The 22,171-nt window shown below is 55.6% G+C and carries 14 protein-coding genes; 12 read left to right on the forward strand and 2 right to left on the reverse strand.

What is annotated here, in order from left to right:
* Positions 1-174 precede the first annotated feature (174 nt).
* The 12 genes from NFS31_RS09075 to NFS31_RS27535 all read left to right on the forward strand — a co-directional run bounded on the left by NFS31_RS09075 (position 175) and on the right by NFS31_RS27535 (position 17,609).
* Positions 175-2,121 carry a VanW family protein gene (locus NFS31_RS09075; protein WP_251493745.1) on the forward strand — a complete coding sequence of 649 codons (1,947 nt, stop codon included), beginning with the start codon at positions 175-177 and terminating at the stop codon, positions 2,119-2,121.
* 121 nt (positions 2,122-2,242) lie between these two features.
* Complete coding sequence (gene amrA, locus NFS31_RS09080; RefSeq protein ID WP_251493748.1) at positions 2,243-3,646, forward strand: AmmeMemoRadiSam system protein A; 1,404 nt, start codon at positions 2,243-2,245, stop codon at positions 3,644-3,646.
* A 103-nt stretch (positions 3,647-3,749) separates the two neighbouring features.
* Complete coding sequence (locus NFS31_RS09085) at positions 3,750-4,589, forward strand: tyrosine-type recombinase/integrase (RefSeq protein ID WP_251493750.1); 840 nt, start codon at positions 3,750-3,752, stop codon at positions 4,587-4,589.
* Between the two features lie 377 nt (positions 4,590-4,966).
* Positions 4,967-5,305 (forward strand): helix-turn-helix domain-containing protein, encoded by a 339-nt coding sequence (locus tag NFS31_RS09090; RefSeq protein WP_251493753.1) that lies wholly within the window; start codon positions 4,967-4,969, stop codon positions 5,303-5,305.
* Between the two features lie 122 nt (positions 5,306-5,427).
* Entirely contained in the window at positions 5,428-8,961 is a 3,534-nt protein-coding gene (nifJ, locus tag NFS31_RS09095) for a pyruvate:ferredoxin (flavodoxin) oxidoreductase (RefSeq protein ID WP_251493756.1), read from the forward strand.
* A 239-nt stretch (positions 8,962-9,200) separates the two neighbouring features.
* Positions 9,201-9,713 (forward strand): ATP-binding protein, encoded by a 513-nt coding sequence (locus NFS31_RS09100; RefSeq protein WP_160302750.1) that lies wholly within the window; start codon positions 9,201-9,203, stop codon positions 9,711-9,713.
* 332 nt (positions 9,714-10,045) lie between these two features.
* Positions 10,046-10,984 (forward strand): alpha/beta hydrolase, encoded by a 939-nt coding sequence (locus tag NFS31_RS09105; RefSeq protein ID WP_251493759.1) that lies wholly within the window; start codon positions 10,046-10,048, stop codon positions 10,982-10,984.
* A gap of 401 nt (positions 10,985-11,385) precedes the next feature.
* Positions 11,386-12,936, forward strand: a complete 1,551-nt coding sequence (locus NFS31_RS09110) for a YifB family Mg chelatase-like AAA ATPase (RefSeq protein ID WP_251493761.1) — start codon at positions 11,386-11,388, stop codon at positions 12,934-12,936.
* A 44-nt stretch (positions 12,937-12,980) separates the two neighbouring features.
* Positions 12,981-14,093 carry a DNA-processing protein DprA gene (gene dprA / locus NFS31_RS09115; protein ID WP_251493764.1) on the forward strand — a complete coding sequence of 371 codons (1,113 nt, stop codon included), beginning with the start codon at positions 12,981-12,983 and terminating at the stop codon, positions 14,091-14,093.
* Between the two features lie 9 nt (positions 14,094-14,102).
* The gene (gene topA / locus NFS31_RS09120; RefSeq protein WP_251493767.1) at positions 14,103-16,181 is read left to right on the forward strand and encodes a type I DNA topoisomerase; all 2,079 of its coding nucleotides are present in this window, start codon (positions 14,103-14,105) and stop codon (positions 16,179-16,181) included.
* Positions 16,182-16,440: 259 nt separating this feature from the next.
* Positions 16,441-17,220: a GTP-sensing pleiotropic transcriptional regulator CodY gene (gene codY / locus NFS31_RS09125; protein WP_251493770.1), complete on the forward strand. Its 780-nt coding sequence runs from the start codon at positions 16,441-16,443 to the stop codon at positions 17,218-17,220.
* Positions 17,221-17,411: 191 nt separating this feature from the next.
* Positions 17,412-17,609: a DUF6783 domain-containing protein gene (locus tag NFS31_RS27535; RefSeq protein ID WP_416389444.1), complete on the forward strand. Its 198-nt coding sequence runs from the start codon at positions 17,412-17,414 to the stop codon at positions 17,607-17,609.
* A gap of 68 nt (positions 17,610-17,677) precedes the next feature.
* Here the strand turns inward: NFS31_RS27535 and NFS31_RS09130 are convergent, their stop codons facing one another.
* Both NFS31_RS09130 and glmS read right to left on the reverse strand, forming a co-directional pair.
* Positions 17,678-19,774 carry a glutamine synthetase III family protein gene (locus tag NFS31_RS09130; RefSeq protein WP_251493774.1) on the reverse strand — a complete coding sequence of 699 codons (2,097 nt, stop codon included), beginning with the start codon at positions 19,772-19,774 and terminating at the stop codon, positions 17,678-17,680.
* A 274-nt stretch (positions 19,775-20,048) separates the two neighbouring features.
* Entirely contained in the window at positions 20,049-21,881 is a 1,833-nt protein-coding gene (gene glmS, locus NFS31_RS09135) for a glutamine--fructose-6-phosphate transaminase (isomerizing) (protein ID WP_251493777.1), read from the reverse strand.
* Between the last annotated feature and the right edge of the window lie 290 nt (positions 21,882-22,171).

Consider the following 22,171-nt stretch of genomic DNA (forward strand, 5'->3'; position numbering starts at 1 on the left):
TGCAATTTTACGAATATTAAGAAATTAGTCATTTCTTTTTCCGCGAAGTGTGCTATACTGTACTTTGATATCCTTCATGAAGGCCGCAGGGACAGCGGCCGCGGTTTCATACATCATGAAGAGAATTTATGCAAGGAAACAAATGATAAATAAACGACAGACGGGTGATAGGAAATGAGTAGTAATTATAACAGCGGTTCGGGCAGAAGGGCAGCGGGCTCCGGGGCTTCGGGGCGTTCTTCGGGGAGCAGGACATCGGCGGGAAGAAGCCATACAGCAGGCTCCGGCCGTTCTTCAGGGAGCGGGCGTGTTTCTCAGGGAAGCGGCCGTACGGGCCGTACGGATTATGGGGCGCATACGAGACACAGCCAGTCCGGCCACAGCGGGCCGGCGCGGTATTCTTATTCATCCGGTCATCATGGAAGGCACAGGAGGAGGCGCGCTTCGGCAGCGCCGGCCGTCCTTCTGGGCGCAGCGGGAATTATAATACTGATTTTATGCATTTCCCTTGCGGTTAAAGGCTGTAAGGGGAAGGAGAACGGCGGGGAGAGCAGCGCGGAGGCGTCGGAGAGCGGCAGTACGGCGGAGGAGACGGCGGGCGGCGAGCAGGTTACAGTGGAAGGCGTGAACATCATGGGCCTTTCCCAGGAGGCGGCCAGGAAGGCGATTCTGGATCAGTATAACTGGGGCATGAAGGTGACGTATCAGGATAAGGAGACAGAGGTCAACAATTTGATGGAGGCCAAGCTGGACGAGCTTCTGGAGGGGATCTATGCCAGCGAACTGAAGCCGGGCGAGAGCTATGAGATCGATACGGCGAACCTTCTGGACGCGGCCAAGTCAGAGGCGGCTCTGGTGGCGGGAAGCTGGAACATGGTGGCCAAGAACGGCGGCATTTCCGGCTATGACAAGCAATCCGGCAAGTTTACCTTCACGGAGGGCAGCAACGGCCTGGTGATTGATCAGGACAAGCTGGCGCAGGATATGCTGGCGGCCGTGGCGCAAAAGGATTACGACGCGGTGATCGAGGCGCAGGTGCGGGAGGTTTCCCCGGACACGACGGCGGCTCAGCTTGCGGAGCGGTACAAGACCATCGGGACCTATACCACGAAGACCACCTCCAACAGCAACCGGAATGAGAATATCCGCCTGGCATGCGAGGCGCTAAACGGCACGATTGTAAATCCGGGGCAGGCATTTTCCTTTAATGATACGACAGGAGCGCGCACCGTGGAGAAGGGCTATAAGCCCGCGACGGCTTATCTGAACGGCGAGATCGTGCAGGAGCCGGGCGGCGGCGTCTGCCAGGTGTCCTCGACCCTTTACAATGCGGTGATTTTTGCAGGGCTTAAGACGACGGAGCGCAAGGCCCACACGTATGAGCCGTCCTATGTGACCCCGGGCGAGGACGCGGCGGTCAGTTATGGCGGGCCGGACTTTAAGTTTGTCAATACATCGGATTACCCGATTGCCATTAAGACGAGCTTCTCGGCTCCGGAGCTGACGATATCGATCTACGGCATCCCGATTCTGGAGGAAGGCACCAAGGTCAAGATGGAGTCCAAGAAGTCCGGAAATCTTGATCCGCCGGCTCCTGTGTATGAAGAGGATCAGACGCTGCAGCCGGATGAGGAGAAGATTGTAAAGGAAGGGGTTCCGGGCACGTCCTGGAGCACATATCTGGTTATAACCAAGGATGGGGTTGAGGTGAGCCGCGAATTTTTCCACAACAGCAGTTACCGCGGGAAGTCGGCGCAGATTAAGAGAAACACCTCAGGCGTTGTCCTGACAACCGTGGCGGAGACGACGGAATCAAGCGAGGCGGAATCCATAGATGCGAACCTCCCGACGTCCGAGGGCGGTCCGGCCGGGGAGGGCCCGGGAGGAGAAGGCATTGCTCCGACGGTTCCGGCACAGACGACGGGCGCGCCGGCAGAGGGGACAACGACGCCGCAGAATCCGGGCAGCGTGAATCCGGGGGAGAATAACGGACAGATGACGCCGCAGAGCCCGCAGACGCCGCAGGACGGCCAGGGGCAGGACGCTCCGGGAGGCGGCGTTCCCTCCCCGGGAGGGAATACGCCCGGAGGCAGCGGCGGTCCGGGCGGCCCCGGTATGTAACATGTAATACTGCAACAGGCGCGTATGGCTGTAACGCACAGCCAGGGCACGATAGAGAATGGCCCGGGAGATAGTTCCCGGGCTGTTTTTGCATTTCTTTGAAATATATGGAGGTTTTGCTATGGGAGTATCAGGAGCGTTTATGCTGCCTCATCCGCCGATCCTCATACCGGCAATCGGAAGGGGAGAGGAGGGAAGGCTTGAGAAGACAGCTTCGGCATATCGGGAGGCGGCTGAGAGGATCCGCCGCATGGAGCCGGAGACTCTCGTTCTGCTCTCGCCGCACCAGACGATGTATGCGGATTATTTCCATATCTCGCCCGGAGATGGGGCCAGGGGGGATTTTGGCGCGTTCGGGGCGCGGGAAGAAGCGATGGAGGTCCTCTACGACCAGGAGTTTGTGCGGGAGCTCTGCCGGCAGGCAGACGCGCAGGGGCTTGCGGCGGGAACGCTGGGGGAACGGGAGAGAAGCCTGGATCACGGGACCATGGTTCCGCTGTATTTTATCAATCCGCGCGGGGGCGGCTGCCGTCTGGTGAGAATCGGCCTGTCCGGCCTTCCCCTTGCCATGCATTATGAGCTGGGAAAGTGTATCCGGGAGACGGCAGAACGGCTCGGCAGGCGGATCGTGGTCGTCGCCAGCGGGGATCTGTCCCATCGGCTGAAGGAGGACGGCCCGTACGGCTATCAGGAGGAGGGGCCGGCGTATGATCAGCGGATTATGGAGGTCATGGGAAAGGGGGATTTTGGCAGACTGTTCGAGTTTCCTGAGACGTTCTGTGAGAAAGCCGGGGAATGCGGCCACCGCTCCTTTGTTGTGATGGCCGGCGCGCTGGACGGCATGGGGGTAAAGGCGGAGGCGCTTTCCTATGAGGGACCGTTCGGCGTGGGCTATGGGATCTGCTGCTATGAGGCTTTCGGCGATGAGCCGGGAAGGCATTTCCTTACAATATATGAAGAACAGGAGCGCCGGAGGATTCAGGCTTTACGGGAGCAGGAGGACGCCTGTGTGAGCCTTGCGCGCAGAGCGATAGAGGTATATGTCAGCGCCGGCGCCGTCCTTTCGGTTCCGGAGGGCCTCCCGCAGGAGCTTTACCGTTCCCGGGCCGGCGCGTTTGTATCCATAAAGGAGGCCGGCGCGCTCCGCGGCTGTATCGGCGCCATTGAGGCTGTGCAGCCCTCGCTGGCGGAGGAGATTATAGAAAACGCGGTCAGCGCGTGCAGCCGGGATCCGCGGTTTCCGGCCGTAGAACGCCGGGAGCTGGGGCTGCTGGAGATCAGCGTGGATGTGCTGGGGGAAAAGGAGCGGATCGCATCGCCCGCGGAACTCAATGTAAAGCGGTATGGGGTGATCGTCTCAAACGGAGCGAAGAGAGGTATTTTGCTGCCGGATCTGGAGGGTGTTGACACCGCAGAGCAGCAGATTGCCATTGCCAGAAAGAAGGCGGGTATCGCGGACGGGGAGGCGGTGACGCTGGAGCGCTTTGAGGTGATCCGCCATCACGCTGGGAGCGCGGCCGTTTGAACGTGCGTTGATTCAGGCGCATCCGGCAGAATGCATGTCTCAGGCACGCTCCGGCGCGCCGGGATTTTGGGAGTACAGATTTGCTACGAATGGAGGATTCAGCATGGCTCAGAGGACATTGACAGAAGAAATAATGCTCCAGTATCAGTTACATTTGGCAAATGAAGAAAAAAGTGCGGCTACAATTGACAAATACCTCCGGGATGCGCGCAGATTTGCCGCTTTCCTGGGCGGCAGGGCGATTGCCAGGGAGGCAGTGATGGAGTATAAGGGACGGCTTTTGGAGCAGGGATATAAGGCGGGGAGTATTAACTCCATGCTGTCATCGGTCAACAGCCTTCTTACTTATCTGGGACGCGGGGACTGCAGGGTGAAGAATATAAAGATACAGCGCCAGATTTATACTGCCGGAGACAGGGAACTGAAAAAAGCGGAATATCTGCGCCTTGTGGAGGCCTCCCGGGCCCGGCCGCGTCTGTGCCTGCTGCTGCAGACGATCTGCGGGACAGGGATACGGGTGTCGGAGCTTAAGTATTTCACCGTGGAATCCGTGCGCCAGGGAGCGGTTACGGTTTCCTGCAAAAATAAAACACGCGTCATTCTCATACCGGGAAAGCTGAGAAAGCTTTTGCTGGCATTTTCCAGGAAACAGGGGATACGCTGCGGGGTGATTTTCAGGGCGAAAAGCGGAAAGCCCTTAAACCGCAGCCGTATCTGGGCGGAGATGAAACGGATCTGCGGGAAGGCGGGGGTAAAGGCCAGCAAGGTGTTTCCGCATAATTTGAGGAAGCTGTTTGCGCGTACCTTTTACGGCATGGGAAAGGACATCGTGAAGCTGGCGGATATCCTGGGGCACAGCAGCATCAATACGACGCGTATCTATGTCATGACTACAGAGATGGAGCATAAACGGCTGATTGAGCGGCTGCAGCTTGTGATTTGAGACGGGAAAGAGATGGGGGCGGATCTGTCAGGATATGGGGGACATAATGCGGATTATGTCGCGGCCGCGGGCGCTTTGCGTTTAAAAGATGATATAATTATACATAACTATATTTAAAAAGTCAAACGGCGCCGGGGCGTGTCTGAAAATGCTCGGATAAAAAAGAGCGCGAAAATAAAAGCTGGTGTAAAAGGTGGTTTTACATCGGCTTATTTTGGCGCGGTTATGAGTTTCATGGGGGCGGATCAGAGGCATGCGGGCGGCTTTTTCTCCCCCTGGGGAGAGAGTGACTGGGAAACGGGGGCCTGCGCGGCGACATAATCCGCATTATGTGACAGATACGCCGGGCGCAGGGAAAATAAAGGGGGGATAACATCATGGGAAAAAAATCAACGGCCATTCTGCCGCAGACAAAGGATATTCTGGAGAAGATGGGAGAGCAGATTAAGCTGGCGAGGCTGCGGCGCGGGCTGTCGGCGGAGGCGGTGGCCAGGCAGGCGGGAATCAGCAGGACGACGATGTGCTCTGTGGAAAAGGGATCGCCTTCTGTGGCGATTGGAATCTATGCGTCGGTCCTGCATGTGATGAATGAGATGGACAGGGATCTGCTTTATATAGCCAGGGAGGATGAATTCGGCAGGAAGCTTCAGGATCTGTCGCTGATGGCAGGCAAACGGGCAAGAAGCGGGGACAGACGGCGTTTGTTTCTAAAATAATACGCAGAACCGGGCAAATTCGTTTGCATTTTAACAAAAAGTTGTTATAATATTATCAGGTAAATTTCCACAGAGGGGAAGTTACTTATACATTCACTATCGAGTAGGAGGAATATAGCACTATGGCAAGAAAGATGAAAACCATGGATGGAAACCATGCCGCGGCGCATGCTTCATATGCATTTACCGACGTGGCTGCGATCTATCCGATCACCCCATCTTCTCCTATGGCAGAGGCCACAGACGAATGGGCGACAGACGGAAGAACCAATATGTTCGGCCACACGGTTCAGATCACGGAGATGCAGTCTGAGGCAGGCGCGGCGGGCGCTGTACACGGCTCTCTGGCGGCAGGCGCTCTGACCACGACCTACACCGCTTCCCAGGGTCTTCTGCTGATGATCCCGAACTTATACAAGATTGCGGGCGAGCAGCTTCCGGGCGTATTCAACGTATCCGCGCGCGCCCTGGCAAGCCATGCGCTGTCCATTTTCGGCGATCATTCCGACATCTATGCATGCCGTCAGACCGGCTGCGCGATGCTCTGTGAATCCAGCGTTCAGGAGGTTATGGACTTAACGCCGGTTGCCCATCTGGCGGCGATCAAGGGCAAGGTGCCGTTTATCAACTTCTTTGACGGTTTCCGTACTTCCCACGAGATTCAGAAGATTGAGACCTGGGATTACGAGGATCTGAAGGACATGGCTGATATGGACGCGATCGACGCTTTCCGCAAGAACGCGCTCAATCCGAACCATCCCTGCCAGAGAGGTTCCGCTCAGAACCCGGATATCTTCTTCCAGGTAAGAGAGGCGTGCAATCCGTACTACGATGCTCTTCCGGCGATTGTCCAGGAGTATATGGACAAGGTTAATGAAAAGATCGGCACGAATTATAAGCTGTTCAACTATTACGGCGCGCCGGATGCGGAGCACGTAATCATTGCCATGGGTTCCATCAACGACACGATCGAGGAGACGATCGACTACCTGGTTGCACAGGGAAGAAAGGTCGGCGTTGTAAAGGTTCGTCTGTACAGGCCGTTCGTGGCGGGCGCGCTGGTTGACGCGATTCCGGACAGCGTAAAGCAGATTTCCGTATTAGACAGGACCAAAGAGCCAGGCTCTCTCGGCGAGCCGCTGTATCTTGACGTGGTTGCCGCCTTAAAGGGCACGAAGTTTGATCAGACTCCGATCTTCACCGGACGTTACGGCCTTGGTTCCAAGGACACCACGCCGGCCCAGGTGGTTGCCGTATTTGACAACACCGAGAAGAAGCAGTTCACCATCGGTATCGTGGATGATGTGACCAACCTTTCCCTTACGCTTGGCGCTCCGCTCGTTACCACTCCGGAGGGGACCGTAAACTGTAAGTTCTGGGGGCTCGGCGCGGACGGCACGGTAGGCGCGAACAAGAACTCCATCAAGATCATCGGCGACAATACGGACATGTACGCGCAGGCGTATTTTGACTATGATTCCAAGAAGTCCGGCGGTGTGACGATGTCCCACTTACGTTTTGGCCACAAGCCGATTAAGTCCACGTATTTAATCCGCAAGGCCAATTTCGTGGCCTGTCACAACCCGGCTTATATCCGCAAGTACAACATGGCGCAGGAGCTGGTGGACGGCGGAACCTTCCTCTTAAACTGCCCGTGGGGCATGGAGGAGCTGGAAGAGCATTTACCGGGACAGGTAAAGAAGTTCATGGCGGATCACAGCATCAAATTCTACACCATCGACGGTGTGAAGCTTGGTATTGAGACCGGCATGGGCCCGACACGTATCAACACCATTCTTCAGTCCGCATTCTTTAAGCTGGCTGCCATTATCCCGGAGGAGAGGGCGATTGAGCTCATGAAGGCCGCTGCTCAGGCGACATACGGCCGCAAGGGCGAGGATGTGGTTAAGAAGAACTGGGCCGCTATCGACGCAGGCGCTCAGAACGTGGTGGAGATTCAGATTCCGGAGAGCTGGAAGAACGCGGCGGACGAGGGCCTTGAGATGACGCATGCATCCGAGGGCAGAGCGGACGTTGTGAAGTTCGTCAACACCATTCAGGCTGCTGTGAACGCGCAGGAGGGCGACAACCTGCCTGTATCTGCATTTAAGGATTACGTGGACGGAACCACGCCGTCCGGCTCCTCTGCATACGAGAAGCGCGGCATCGCCGTAAACGTTCCCGTATGGAATCCGGACAATTGTATCCAGTGTAACTTCTGTTCCTATGTTTGTCCGCACGCGGTTATCCGCCCGATTGCCATGACGGAGGCAGAGGCCGGCGCGGCTCCGGAGACACAGAAGGTTCTGCCCATGACCGGTATGCCGGAGTATAAGTTTGCCATGACCATTTCCGCCCTTGACTGCACGGGCTGCGGTTCCTGTGCAAATGTCTGCCCGGGCAAAAAGGGTGAGAAGGCGCTTACCATGCAGAGCCTGGCGAAGAATCTCGACGCGCAGAAGGGCTTTGATTACGGCCAGACCCTGCCGCTCAAGCAGGATGTAATCGATAAATTCAAAGAGACGACGGTAAAGGGAAGCCAGTTCAAGCAGCCGCTTCTTGAGTTCTCCGGCGCATGCGCAGGCTGCGGCGAGACTCCGTACGCAAAGCTGATCACACAGCTCTTCGGCGACAGGATGTATATCGCCAATGCGACAGGCTGTTCCTCTATCTGGGGCAACTCCTCGCCGTCCACTCCGTATACGGTAAACAAAGAGGGCAAGGGCCCGGCCTGGGATAACTCCCTGTTCGAGGACAACGCAGAGTTCGGCTACGGCATGCTGCTGGCTCAGAACGCGATCCGCGACGGCTTAAAGAAGAAGGTTGAGGAGGTGGCTGCGGCTTCCGAATCAGGCGCAGAGGTGAAGGCGGCCTGCAAGGAGTGGCTGGATACCTTCGGCATCGGCGCTCTCAACGGCGCTGCCACGGACAAGCTGGTCGCCGCTCTCGACGGCATCGACTGTCCGGTATGCAAGGAGATCGTGAAGAATAAGGACTTCCTGGCCAAGAAATCCCAGTGGATATTCGGCGGCGACGGATGGGCTTATGACATCGGCTTCGGCGGTGTTGACCATGTGCTGGCGTCCGGCAAGGACATCAATATCATGGTTTATGACACGGAGGTTTACTCCAACACAGGCGGACAGTCCTCCAAGTCCACGCCGACCGGCGCAGTGGCGCAGTTCGCGGCCGGCGGTAAGGATGTGAAGAAGAAGGATATGGCTTCCATCGCCATGAGCTACGGCTATGTGTATGTGGCGCAGATCTCCATGGGCGCAGACTATGCGCAGACTGTAAAGGCTCTGGCTGAGGCTGAGGCGTATCCGGGTCCGTCCCTGATCATCGCTTACGCTCCGTGTATCAATCACGGAATCAAGAAGGGTATGGACAAGGCCCAGACCGAGGAGAAGCTGGCGGTAGAGTGCGGTTACTGGCATAACTTCCGCTTCAATCCGGCTGCGGAGAAGAAGTTTACTCTGGACAGCAAGGCGCCGACCGGCGACTACCAGGCGTTCTTAAAGGGCGAGGTGCGCTACGCATCTCTGGCGCTCAAGAACCCGGAGCGGGCGAACGAGCTGTTTGCGAAGAATGAGGAAGCGGCAAAGGAGAGATTTGCTTATCTCAACAAGCTGGTTACTCTGTATGGGAATGAATAAGTAGTCTATAAGGCGGCCGTTCAGGGGTTAGCGGAACGGTTATGAGATCTTTGTAGTATGAACGGCAGGAGCAGATGCCGCGGTTGCGAGGCTGCGGCGTCTGTTTTTGCATATCATATACAATGTGCGCCGAGTATCCATAAGGCAGGAAATCAGCCCGGAAAACTCGCTGTTTCCATATTTCGGAATTGTGGTACAATAGGAAAAGCGAAAAGATAAGCTGGAGATTTGAAAATAATATGATTGTTTTGATAACAGGAGCATCGCACACAGGAAAAACTGTGCTTGCCCAAAAACTGCTTGAAAAATATAAATACCCCTATTTATCAATAGACCATTTGAAAATGGGTTTAATTCGCAGCGGTTACACCAGACTTACCCCGGAAGAAGATGATGAACTTACAGATTATTTATGGCCGATTATCCGTGAAATAATAAAAACAGCCATAGAGAACAAACAAAATCTTATCATTGAAGGATGTTATATTCCTTTTGACTGGACAAAAGACTTTGAAAAGAAATATCTTGAATATATTAAGTGTTACTGTCTTGTGATGAGCGGGAATTATATAAAAAAACATTTTGCCGATATAAAAAAATATGCAAGCGCAGTAGAAAACCGATTAAGCGATGAGCGGTATACTATGGAGCGTGCTTTAGAAGATAATGCGCAGTTTTTAAAACTTGCTATAAAATATAATGTAAATTATGTGCTTATTGATGATGAATATAAAATCGATAAGATTTTTTGAGATTCTGGTTGAAATTTCGGGATAATCCTATTATAATAAAAACATAGAATTAATTTCGTTTCTAAATGATCGGGCGTACTCTGTTTCTGTTTCCGGAAGGTTTCCGCAATGTACAAATACAACAGGAAAGCAGTATTTTTAGTTGGCGCAAGGGTTGCGTACGTCGCTGCTCCGCAGCGCTGCAAGTATGATGTCATGCTGCCTGCAGCGGGGGTGTTGGCTAAGGAACTGTTCTGTCTGCCTGAAGCGTTACATGGAATGGCGGCAAACAGGGCAGACTGTTAGTAGCGCAGGCAGATTATTCTGTGAAGATACAAGGAGATGAAGGACATATGAGCAGCAGTTTCGATTTTTATATCCCCTCCAGCGACGGGCAAAGCCGGATTCACGGCATTCAGTGGCCGGCGGAGGGCGAGGCGCGGGCGGTGGTGCAGATTTCCCACGGCATGATTGAGCACATCGGGCGGTACGGATATTTTGCAAAACGCATGAACCGGTCCGGGATCGCGGTGCTGGGGCATGACCATCTGGGGCACGGGAGGACGGCGCGCGAGGGAACGCTTGGCCGGTTTGCGGAGGAGAACGGGGCGTATTATGTCCTGGAGGATGTAAGGCGTGTTTCGGAGTATGCGGGCCGTCAGTATCCGGGAAAGCCGCATATTCTGCTGGGACACAGCATGGGCTCCTTTTTTGCGAGGCGATTTCTGACCCTGCACGGCGATGCGGTGGACGGCGCGATCCTGATGGGAACCGGAAGCCAGCCGGCGGTTGTTCTGATGGCGGCGCGGACGATTGTAGCAAGGGCCGTGAAGAAAGAAGGGCGGGCCTTTTATAATGAAGCGCTGCACCGTCTCGTCCTGGGAGGCTATAACAGGCGGTTTGAGAAGGGGGAGACGGATCACCAGTGGCTGTCGAGGGATACGGCCGCGAACCGGGCCTATGAGGCGGATCCGTACTGTCAGTTTCTGTTTTCCAATGGGGCCTATGAGGACTTTTTCCGGGTCATGTGGGATTTGAAACAGCAGAAGCAGTTTGAGCGGATTCCAAAGACGCTGCCGATCCTGCTGCTTTCCGGGGCGCTGGATCCGGTGGGGGAACAGGGGCGCGGCGTGCGGCGCGTTTACAGGGAGTTTAAGCGGCTGGGGATGCGGGACGTGAGGCTCAGGCTCTATCCCGGGGCGCGCCATGAGCTTTTGAATGAGATCAACCGGGATGAGGTGTGCCGCCATATTTTGCAGTGGATCAGGAAGAGGTATGGGGGAATGGGGTAATTGGATCTTCGTTTCCCCTGCAAGGAGCTGTTGTGAAATAAGGAACTGTCCGGAAATAACTTGTGAATCGTGCGCAGGATTTTTCTGGACAGTTTCTGACCTGTATGGTCTGTTAAAGGATGTTTCGCGCAGTTCCTTCTCCCACATTTCCGGTGCTGCTGTGAAAATAAAAGAGAATTCTATTCTGAATCATTTCGTTTATTGTCTATGTTCTGAATATATCTGTTTTTCTGATTGATTTCAATATTTTAATACCTGTCTCCCCCATTTTTACAGGATGATGGACAGGATTTTTCCGCGGGAAAGACGCTTTTGAGACACGCGTTCATGTCCGGTTCCGGTATGCGCGGCGGCGGATGGGGAAGCGCAATGTTTTTTACATATAAAGGAGGTTTATCTTTTTGTTCAGCAATATCATGTCATTTGGCCTGTGCGGGGTGGAGGCGTTTCCGGTTTCCGTGGAGGCGGATATAAGCGACGGCCTTCCGGGCTTTATTATGGTGGGTTATCTCGCGCAGGAGGTCCGGGAGGCGCAGGAGCGGGTGCGGGCGTCCTTTAAAAATTCGGGTTTCCGGCTTCCGCCCCGCAAGATTACGGTGAATCTGTCCCCGGCCGGGGTGCGCAAGGAGGGCACGGCGTATGATCTGGCGATTGCGGTCAGCATGCTGTGCTGCCTGGGGCAGATTGCGCCGGAGAGCGTAAACGGTTCGGCGTTTATCGGGGAGCTGGGGCTTGACGGGAGCATAAAGCCGGTCAGGGGCGTCCTGCCAAGGGCTTACGCGGCGTCAAAGCTGGGGATCAATCGTGTGTTTCTCCCCGCGGAGAATGTACGGGAGGGCATGGCGGCGCGCGGGCTGGAGGCTGTGGGCGCGGGTTCCCTAAAGGAGCTGGCCCAGCTTTTAGCGGATCCGGCGTCCATTAAGGGGAGCTGGTTTGACGATTCGCTGTTTCCCGGGGAGGAGGATCCGGAGTTTGATATGGATTTTGACGAGATTCGGGGGCTTGCGACAGTGCGGCGGGCCAGCGAGGCCGCCGTGGCAGGGAAGCACAATATCCTCTACATCGGGCCGGCGGGGACGGGGAAGACGATGGCGGCGAGGAGGCTCGCGACAATTCTGCCGCCGCTTTCCCTGGAGGAGAGCATGGAGCTGTCGAAGCTGTACAGCATATGCGGCCTTCTTACGGCCGACAGGCCGCTTGTGAGGATGCGGCCGTTTCGCAGCCCGCACCACAGCGCGACGGCCGCGGCGCTTACGGGCGGGGGCAGAAATCCCCGGCCGGGGGAGATTTCCCTGGCCACGCACGGGATCCTGTTTCTGGATGAGCTCGCGGAATTTCCGCCGCCGCTTGTGGATCTGCTGCGCCAGCCCATGGAGGAAGGGCGGATTGTGGTGTCCCGCAGCAGCCGGGCCGTGGAATTTCCGGCGGATCCGCTGGTTGCGGCGGCCATGAATCCATGTAAATGCGGGTTTTATCCGGATCTGGGGCGCTGCCGCTGCAGTGAGGCGCAGATCCGCCGTTATCTGGGACGTATCTCCGGGCCTTTTCTGGATCGGATCGATATCGGAGTGGAGGTTCCGCTTCCACCGAAGTTTGTGGGCGCAGGCGGGCGGGAAAAGGGAGAGAGCTCGGCCGTGATGCGGCAGCGCGTCATGGAGGCGAGAAAACGGCAGGAGGAGCGTTTTGCGGGAGAGCGCATCCGCTTTAACGGCCAGATGAAGGCGCGCCAGATTGAGCGCTTCTGCCCGCTCTCAAAGGCGGATCAGGCTTTTTTGGAGGATGTGTACCGGCGTCTGCCTTTCAGCATCCGCGGGCAGGAGAAGATCTTAAAGACCGCCCGGACGTTTGCGGATCTGGACGGGAAAGAAGAGATCGGGCGGGAACAGTTGATGGAGGCCGTGGCGTTCAGAAGCTTTGAGAGAAGCTACTGGGGCTTTCGGTTCGGTGAGTAGCGGGATTCCGGGAGTACATCAGGGACAAAAGAGGAGGAATACATATGACGCTTATTGCGGAAAAGGAGTATGCGTACTGGCTGAGCCGGACCGGCGTGATCGGAGCGGTGAAGGCGGGAAAGCTCCTGGAATGCGCCGGGAGCTATGAGGCGGTATATAATATGAAGAAACAGCGTCTTTTAAGTCTCGGATTTCTGTCAAAGGGGGATGTGGAGGCAATGGAGGCGGCGCGGGGGGAGCTGAGCCTGCGGCGCAGGGAGTACGACGCCATGCTGCGGGAGGGGATACGCTTCCTTCTGCCCTCGGATCCGGAATATCCGAAGCGGCTGCGGAATATGTATGATATGCCAAGATGGCTTTTTGCGAGAGGGACGCTCCCGTCAGACGAAGCGCCCAGCGCGGCATTGATTGGGGCCAGGAGCTGCACCTCCTATGGGCGGCAGGAGGCGGAGCTTTTGGGCGGGGAGCTGGCGCGGGCGGGCGTCCAGGTGGTGAGCGGGATGGCCAGGGGCATCGATGGCGCGGGGCAGGAGGGCGCGCTGCGAAACGGCGGGGCTTCCTGCGCTGTTTTGGGGAGCGGGATTGATGTCTGTTACCCCAGCTCGAATCAGAGGCTTTACAGGGCGCTTCTGGAGCGCGGAGGTATACTTTCCGAGTACGGGCCTGGCGAGTCCCCGCTCTCCTGGCATTTTCCGTGCCGCAACCGGATCATCAGCGGGCTTTCCGACGCGGTGATCGTAGTGGAGGCAAGGGCGCGCAGCGGCTCCCTTATCACAGCCGATCTGGCGCTGGAGCAGGGGAAGGAAGTATTTGCCTTTCCGGGAAGGCGCACAGATCCGCTGAGCGCCGGCTGCAACGGGCTGATACGGCAGGGCGCGGCGATGGTTACATCTCCGGAGGACATCCTTGATTTTTTCCAATTAAAGCATGAATGTATTAGAGGAAAAAAGAAAAAAGAGAAAAAAACGGAGAAGACACTTGCCAAGACGGAGAAAATGGTGTATAGTTGCCTCGATTTACAATCTAAGCACCTGGAGGAGATCATGCAGGCGAGCGGCCTGTCCATGGCAGACTGCATGGAGGCCCTTTTGAAGCTGGAGCTTAAGGGCATGGTTCTCCAGCCGCTGAATCAGTATTATACAAGAAAACTGGAGTAGGAGTCTGATATGTCAAAGAATCTTGTAATTGTAGAGTCGCCGGCCAAGGTAAAGACCATTAAAAAATTTCTGGGATCCAACTATGAGGTGGACGCCTCCGGCGGCCATGTCCGTGATCTGCCCAAGAGCCAGCTCGGGATCGACATAGAGCACGATTATGAGCCGAAATATATTACAATCAGGGGAAAGGGCGATATACTGGCCAAGCTCCGCCGGGAGGTCAAGAAGGCGGATAAGATCTATCTGGCAACCGACCCGGATCGGGAGGGCGAGGCGATCTCCTGGCATCTTATCAAGGCTCTGAAGCTGGATGAGGCCAGAGATAAAAAGATTTACCGCATTAGCTTTAATGAGATTACGAAAAATGCGGTGAAAACGTCTCTAAAGGAGCCGCGGGTGATTGATATGAATCTCGTGGACGCGCAGCAGGCGCGCAGGATGCTGGATCGCATGGTGGGATACCTCATCAGCCCGCTTTTGTGGACTAAGGTCAAGAGGGGCCTTAGCGCAGGGCGCGTCCAGTCCGTGGCGCTGCGGATGATCTGCGACCGGGAGGAGGAGATTAGCTCCTTTATTCCCGAGGAATACTGGAACCTGGAGGCGAGCTTAAAGGCAAAGGGCTCGAAAAGGAAGCTGTCCGCGAAGTATTACGGCACAAAGGACGGCCGGCAGGCCATTCATAATAAAGAAGAGCTGGACGCGATAGTAAAGGATCTGGAGGGCTGCTCCTATACCGTTAGCGAGGTGAAAAAGGGCGAGCGCATCAAGCGCGCGCCGATCCCCTTTACGACGAGCACCATGCAGCAGGAGGCGGCCAAGACCCTGAATTTTTCCACGCAGAAGACAATGCGCCTGGCGCAGCAGCTCTATGAGGGCGTGGATATCAAGGGGCGCGGGACTGTGGGCCTTATCACCTATCTGCGTACGGACTCGACGCGCGTGGCGGCAGAGGCCGACGCGGCGGCCAGGGCCTTTATCGGGGAGCAGTACGGAAACGATTATGTCTCCCAGGGCGGGCAGGAGAAAAAGACGGACGCCAAGATCCAGGACGCGCATGAGGCGATCCGCCCGACGGATATCACCCTGACGCCGGTGCAGGTAAAGGAATCCCTGGGCAGGGATTTATTCCGGCTTTACCAGCTCATCTGGAAGCGCTTTACCGCCAGCCGGATGCAGCCGGCCGTCTATGAGACGACGTCAGTGAAGGTCGCGGCCGGGGAGCGCCTATTTTCGCTTTCCGCTTCCCTGATCAAATTTGACGGCTTTCTGTCCGTCTACATGCAGGATGAGGACAAGGAGGAGGGCGGGATTCTTACCGAGACGCTGGAAAAAGGGATGGAGCTTGGCCTTGTTGAGCTTGTGAGCAGCCAGCATTTCACGCAGCCGCCGGCGCATTTCACGGAAGCCTCGCTGGTGAAGGCCATGGAGGAGCAGGGGATCGGACGCCCCAGTACGTACGCGCCCACGATCACCACTATCATAGCAAGGCGCTATGTGGCAAAGGAGAATAAAAACCTCTACGTGACAGAGCTGGGCGAGGTGGTCAATGGCATGATGAAGCAGGCGTTTCCCTCCATCGTGGATCTGGCCTTTACGGCCAACATGGAATATCTGCTGGACGGCATCGGGGACGGCAGCGTGCAGTGGAAGACGGTCATCGAGAATTTTTATCCGGATCTGGCGGAGGCGGTCAAGGAAGCGGAGGATAAACTGGACGCTGTCAAGATCGCCGACGAGGTGACGGAAGAAATCTGTGAAAACTGCGGCCGCAACATGGTCATAAAATACGGCCCGCACGGCCGCTTCTTAGCCTGCCCCGGCTTTCCGGACTGTAAAAACACCAGGCCCTATCTCGAAAAGATCGGCGTCGCCTGCCCGAAGTGCGGAAAAGATATCGTGCTGCGCAAGACGAAAAAGGGGCGCAAGTATTACGGCTGTGTGGACAATCCGGACTGTGATTTCATGTCCTGGCAGAAGCCCTCAAAGGAGGTCTGCCCGGAATGCGGCAGCATGATGCTCGAAAAAGGAAACAAGCTTCTGTGCTCTGATAAAAACTGCGGATTTGTGCAGGCAAAGACAGAAGACTGAAGCGGTTATGCCTGAAAGGCAGGGAAAACCCCGGTCAGAAAAAAGGGCGCGGCGGGGGAAACTTGCGTCTGCCGCCACGAAAAAAGGCGGATCAGACGCTAAATCAGCGCCTTTCAAGACCTGCTGGCACTCTAATTATTAAAAAAAATTGAAAAAACCGGAATATCTCTTGTTATTAGTCCGCAATTGTGTTACTATTTTTATATAAAGGAAATAATTTCAAAATTGCAAAAAGATTAAGTAAAGGAGGTAACTGGCAATGAGTGTTCAGTTGTTGGACAAAACCCGAAAGATCAATAAGTTGTTGCATAACAATCATTCGCACAAGGTTGTATTTAACGATATCTGCGAGGTACTCAGCGAAATTTTGATATCGAATATTCTTGTAATCAGCAAGAAAGGCAAGGTATTGGGAGTCGCCATTCACCCCGGCATTGACGAGATAGAGGAGCTGATTGAGGACGAGGTGGGAGGCTTTGTGGATCGCCTGCTGAATGAGCGGCTTTTGAGCGTGCTGTCCACAAAGGAGAATGTAAACCTGGCGACCCTGGGCTTTGCGGAGGAGAATGTGCGCAAATACCAGGCGATCATCACCCCCATCGATATCTCCGGCGAGCGGCTGGGCACCCTGTTTATCTATAAATCCGACTCGCAGTACGACATTGACGATATCATACTGAGCGAATACGGGACGACGGTCGTGGGCCTTGAGATGATGCGCTCCGTGAACGAGGAAAACGCAGAGGAGACAAGGAAGATCCAGATCGTGAAATCCGCGATCAGCACGCTGTCCTTCTCAGAGCTGGAGGCTATCACGCATATCTTCGACGAGCTGGAGGGCAATGAGGGGATCCTGGTGGCCAGCAAGATTGCGGATCGGGTGGGGATCACGAGATCCGTGATCGTGAATGCGCTGCGCAAGTTTGAGAGCGCGGGCGTGATTGAGTCGCGTTCCTCGGGGATGAAGGGGACGTATATCAAGGTGCTGAATGATGTGGTGTTTGATGAGCTGAGGGCGCTTAAGGCGGAGACGAAATAGACGGGACGGAAGGCTTTGGGAGCGGTTGTGACATGAAAAGAGAGGGGATGCGGCCCCTTTCTTTTTATTTTTTGCGGGAGGTCAGTTGTGCTGCTTGGCGGGGGGCATGAAGGGGGCCGCCAGAGCCAGCTTCTATATCCAACGGAACCCCGCTTCCGCTCGGAGAAAAGCGCAGCGGTACTAGAGCGTGTTTGAAAATTCATTCCCGCCATCTGCACGCCCCACTTCGCGGTATATTTGTGCCAAATTCACTTAACGCAGCCCGCTGCGCCGCGTTCATTTGGCACAAATCTCCCACAAAGCGGAACGCACATCTGGCAGAAAGCAATTTTCAAACACGCTCTAGAAAAGACCTCGCTAAGTGCCGGCGGTTTTCTATGGGTTCCTGATGGATATAGAGGCTGGCTCTGGCGCCCCTCTCACGACCGTACGTCTAAGAAGGAATCATAAAGCATACCTACACAGAAAAGAGAAGCTTATCATAAGCCGGATAAGAAAGAAACGCATCCGGAACCAGCCTCTCCGCCTCATCGGCATCCACCCGCATTTCATCCATCTTCGCCAGAATAGACCTGCAATAACGCACCTTATCCATAGAATCCGGCATGCCGGCGGCTTTGGCAATGGCGTTCTTTAAGTCCTCCTTCTGCCGGTATATGGAGGCGTAGAGGCCGGACAGCGCATCGATGAGCGTCTCCTGCGCGGCGGTGGGCGCCTGGGGAACCAGGGCCTTAACGGAGGAGACGGTCTGTGCGAGCTCTTTTATATAGGACAGAACAGAGGGCAGGAAGGCTTTATCCATCATGGAAACCATGGTTTTGGCCTCGATCTGGATGGTTTTTATATAGTTTTCCTGCATGATCTCATAGCGGGAGAAGAGCTCGCTCTCGGTGAATACCTGGTGTTCGGTAAAGAGCTTTACGTTCTTGGGGGCGACGAAGCAGGGGAAAGCCTCGGCGCAGCTTGGGAGATCGTAGAGGCCCCTTCTGTGCGCTTCCTCTACCCATTCGTCTGTGTAGCCGTTCCCGTTGAACACAATGCGGCGGTGCTGTTTGATGGTTTCCTTTAAGAGGATGTGCACTTCTGTCTCCAGTTTTTCGGGGGGAACCGTCTCGAGGCGGTCCGCGAACTGCTTAAGGACCTCTGCCACGGCGGTGTTTAAGACCACATTGGGACCGGATACGGACAGGGCGGAGCCGGGCATGCGGAATTCAAATTTATTGCCGGTAAAGGCAAAGGGGGAGGTGCGGTTGCGGTCTGTGGTATCCTTTACGAAGTGGGGAAATACCTGGGGGCCCGGCGTCATGGCGACGTCTTTTCTGGCCTCTGATTTCAGATCATGTTCCACGATATCCAGCACAGCGGCCAGATCGTCGCCGATAAACATGGAGACAATGGCCGGCGGGGCTTCATTGCCGCCCAGGCGGTGATCGTTTCCGGCTGTGGCCACGGATACGCGCAGCAGATCGCCGTAGTCATCAACGGCCTTCATGGTAGCGGTCAGGAACAGGAGAAAGCGCAGGTTTTTAGCCGGCTCCCGGTCCGGATCCAGAAGGTTGATCCCTGTGTCTGTGGAGAGGGACCAGTTGTTGTGCTTTCCGCTTCCGTTGATCCCCTCAAACGGCTTTTCGTGGAGCAGGCACACAAGGCCGTGGCGCTCTGCCACGCGCTTCATGATCTCCATGGTGAGCTGGTTGGCGTCAACCGCGAGGTTGGTGGTGGTGTAGACCGTGGCGAGCTCGTGCTGGGCCGGGGCCACTTCGTTATGGCGCGTTTTAGCCGGGATCCCGAGCTTCCACAGCTCCTCGTCGAGCTCCTTCATAAAGGCCGAAACGCGGGGGCGCAGGGCGCCGAAATAGTGATCGTCCATCTCCTGTCCCTTGGGGGCGGGCGCGCCGAACAGGGTCCGTCCGCAGAAGCGCAGATCCGCTCTCTGGAGGAAAAGCTCTTTATCGACGAGGAAGTATTCCTGCTCCGGGCCTACGGTGGGCAGAACGCGGGAGACGTCCTCATTTCCGAACAGGCGCAGAACGCGCAGGGCCTGTTTGTTAATCGCCTCCATGGAACGCAGAAGCGGCGTTTTCTTGTCAAGCGCCTCGCCGCTGTAGGAGCAGAAGGCGGTGGGAATGCAGAGCGTGTCGTCCTTGATAAAGGCCGGGGAAGTGGGATCCCAGGCAGTGTAGCCTCTGGCCTCAAAGGTGGCGCGCAGTCCGCCGGAGGGGAAGCTGGAGGCGTCCGGCTCGCCCTTTACGAGCTCTTTGCCGGAAAAGTCCATGATGACCTCGCCCTTTCCGACAGGATTGATAAAGCTGTCGTGTTTTTCCGCCGTGATTCCGGTCATGGGCTGAAACCAGTGCGTGAAATGCGTGGCTCCGTTTTCCACGGCCCACTCCTTCATGGCGACCGCCACGGCGTTGGCCACGTCGAGCTCCAGATGGCGGCCGGATTCAATGGTTTTTAAGAGCGCCTTGTAGACGTCGCGCGGCAGCTTGCTCTTCATCACCCGGTCGTTAAAGACAAGGCTTCCGTACAGTTCAGGGATGTTCTTTTTCATAATCATGTCTCCTTTCAGTCAGGGTTTTGACAGACTTAGAACCGGCAAAAAGCAGGAACCGTTCAGGTTGTCTGAACAATTACAAAAACAATGGCAAAAAACCGAGTGGGGAAGGTTGCTTCCCCTGCTCGATGCGCCGGGCGTCCGTCAGCTTGCTGACCTATGTTCCTTTGGACGCCTGTGTGCAAAAAAAGGGCGTTTCGGCCGTAGCCGAAGCGCCCTTGCTTTCTTTTATGAGTAGTATACACGAAAAATGATAAAAGTCAACATTTTTTTATTCCACTGTCACGGATTTCGCGAGGTTCCTTGGCTTATCAACGTCCAGGCCGCGGCCTAAGGATACGTAGTAGGCAAAGAGCTGCAGCGGGAGGATCGCCAGGGAGCCGGCGAAATAGCGGTTGGTTTTCGGGATATAGACCGTGAAATCCGATACCTTCTCGATATCGCGGTTATCCTCGCTGGTGAGGGCCATTACAAACGCGCCGCGCGTTTTGACCTCCTCGATGTTGCTGACCGTCTTGGGGTAAAGCGACTCCTGTGTGGAGATGGCCACGACCAGGGTGCCTTCCTCGATGAGGGAGATGGTTCCATGCTTGAGCTCTCCGGCGGCGTAGGCTTCGGAGTGGATATAGGAGATCTCCTTTAGCTTTAAGGAGCCTTCCAGGGAGATGGCATAGTCTATGCCCCGCCCGATGAAGAAAATGTGATCCGCGGCCAGATAGCGGTTGGCAAAGCGCTGGATCTGCTGGCGATCCTTTAAGATTGCCTCCATCTGCTCCGGAAGGCGCTTTAAATCGTCAAGCAGCGCCTGATAGCTGTCCCGGGACATAGCGCCGCGCGCGAGGCCGAATTTCAGGGCCAGGAGGTAAAAGGCGGCGAGCTGGGCGCTGTAGGCTTTGGTAGTGGCGACCGAGATCTCCGGCCCGGCCCAGGTGTACATCACATTATCCGCCTCTCTGGCAATGGAGCTGCCCACCACGTTGACAATGCCGAGCACCTTCTGGCCGTTTGCCCCTGATTCGCGCAGCGCGGCCAGGGAATCCGCCGTCTCGCCGGACTGGCTGACGATGATCACGAGTGTGTTGCGGTCAAAGATCGGATCGCGGTAGCGGTATTCGGAGGCCAGATCGACCTCCACAGGCACGCGGGCCAGTCCCTCAAAGATATATTTTGCCATCACGCCGGTGTGGTAGGCCGAGCCGCAGGCTACGATCATGATCTTGCCGACACGGCAGATCTCCTCGTCCGTCATGCCGAGCTCCTCGATCACGATTTCATTTTCATGAATGCGCGGGCTGATGGTGTCGCGGATGGCCTTTGGCTGCTCGTACACCTCTTTTAAGAAAAAGTGCTCGTACCCGCCCTTTTCCGCCGCATTGATATCCCAGTCGATGCGCACCGCCGTTTTTTCGAGCAGTTCCTCGTCCACGTTGTAGAATTTGATCTCATTGCGGGAGAGAACGGCGATCTCCTCGTTGTTCATGTAGAATACGTCGCGCGTGTACTGCAGGATGGCCGGGACGTCGGAGGCGATGAAATTGCCCTCCGGGCTCTGGCCCACGATCAGAGGGCTGTCCTTGCGCGCGGAAAAGATCTGCCCCGGGAAGTCTTTAAAGAGGATGCCGAGGGCATAGGAGCCTTCCACTTTCTGCATCACCCGGGTCAGGGCCTCTAAGGGGCTCTTATACTTGCGGTAGTAGCGGTCCAGTAAGTGGGCGAGAACCTCAGTATCGGTTTCGGACACGAATTCATAGCCGCGCCGGATGAGATCCTGTTTGAGCGCGCTGTAATTTTCAATGATGCCGTTGTGTACCACGATAATGGAGCGGTCGCTGTTAAAATGCGGGTGGGCGTTTGTGTCCGAGGGGCTCCCGTGCGTGGCCCACCGGGTATGTCCGATTCCAATCGTTCCGGGAAGCGTAAGGCCGCCGTCCGTCAGCTCCTTTAAACGCGCAAGGCGTCCCGACACCTTTTCCATCCTGATTTCCGCCCCGTCATAGACCGCGACGCCCGCTGAATCATAGCCGCGGTATTCGAGCTTGGTCAGTCCGTTTAAAAGGATCGGGGCCGCCTGCTCATCGCCGATGTAGCCAACAATTCCACACATAAATTTTCCTCCGTCTTATCAAATCGATTCAAGAAATGTTATTAGAACTATAAAAAATATTGATACAGGTACATTATATTCGCGGTGTTTGTATTGTCAACGCTTTTAAAGAAAAATTAAAACTTATTTATTTCATAACAAGCCCAGACGCCAATGGTATTTATGATGTATGCGATAGTGAGAGGGCCCCGGCTATGTTATCAGCAGACCTGGAATCAATGTAACAGTTCAGACAACCTGAACTGTTACGGCATCTGCCCATGAAAATCGCTTCGCGATGGGGCAGATGC

The sequence above is a fragment of the Otoolea muris genome (assembly GCF_943193115.1).
Taxonomy (GTDB): Bacteria; Bacillota; Clostridia; order Lachnospirales; family Lachnospiraceae; genus Otoolea; species Otoolea muris.

What these genes read in the sequence shown, in the direction of transcription:
- glmS (WP_251493777.1), bottom strand. Translation starts at nt 21,881, where the DNA reads ATGTGTGGAATTGTTGGCTACATCGGCGATGAGCAGGCGGCCCCGATC.
- topA (WP_251493767.1), top strand. Translation starts at nt 14,103, where the DNA reads ATGTCAAAGAATCTTGTAATTGTAGAGTCGCCGGCCAAGGTAAAGACC.
- amrA (WP_251493748.1), top strand. Translation starts at nt 2,243, where the DNA reads ATGGGAGTATCAGGAGCGTTTATGCTGCCTCATCCGCCGATCCTCATA.
- codY (WP_251493770.1), top strand. Translation starts at nt 16,441, where the DNA reads ATGAGTGTTCAGTTGTTGGACAAAACCCGAAAGATCAATAAGTTGTTG.
- NFS31_RS09105 (WP_251493759.1), top strand. Translation starts at nt 10,046, where the DNA reads ATGAGCAGCAGTTTCGATTTTTATATCCCCTCCAGCGACGGGCAAAGC.
- NFS31_RS09090 (WP_251493753.1), top strand. Translation starts at nt 4,967, where the DNA reads ATGGGAAAAAAATCAACGGCCATTCTGCCGCAGACAAAGGATATTCTG.
- NFS31_RS09100 (WP_160302750.1), top strand. Translation starts at nt 9,201, where the DNA reads ATGATTGTTTTGATAACAGGAGCATCGCACACAGGAAAAACTGTGCTT.
- NFS31_RS09075 (WP_251493745.1), top strand. Translation starts at nt 175, where the DNA reads ATGAGTAGTAATTATAACAGCGGTTCGGGCAGAAGGGCAGCGGGCTCC.
- nifJ (WP_251493756.1), top strand. Translation starts at nt 5,428, where the DNA reads ATGGCAAGAAAGATGAAAACCATGGATGGAAACCATGCCGCGGCGCAT.
- dprA (WP_251493764.1), top strand. Translation starts at nt 12,981, where the DNA reads ATGACGCTTATTGCGGAAAAGGAGTATGCGTACTGGCTGAGCCGGACC.
- NFS31_RS09085 (WP_251493750.1), top strand. Translation starts at nt 3,750, where the DNA reads ATGGCTCAGAGGACATTGACAGAAGAAATAATGCTCCAGTATCAGTTA.
- NFS31_RS09130 (WP_251493774.1), bottom strand. Translation starts at nt 19,774, where the DNA reads ATGAAAAAGAACATCCCTGAACTGTACGGAAGCCTTGTCTTTAACGAC.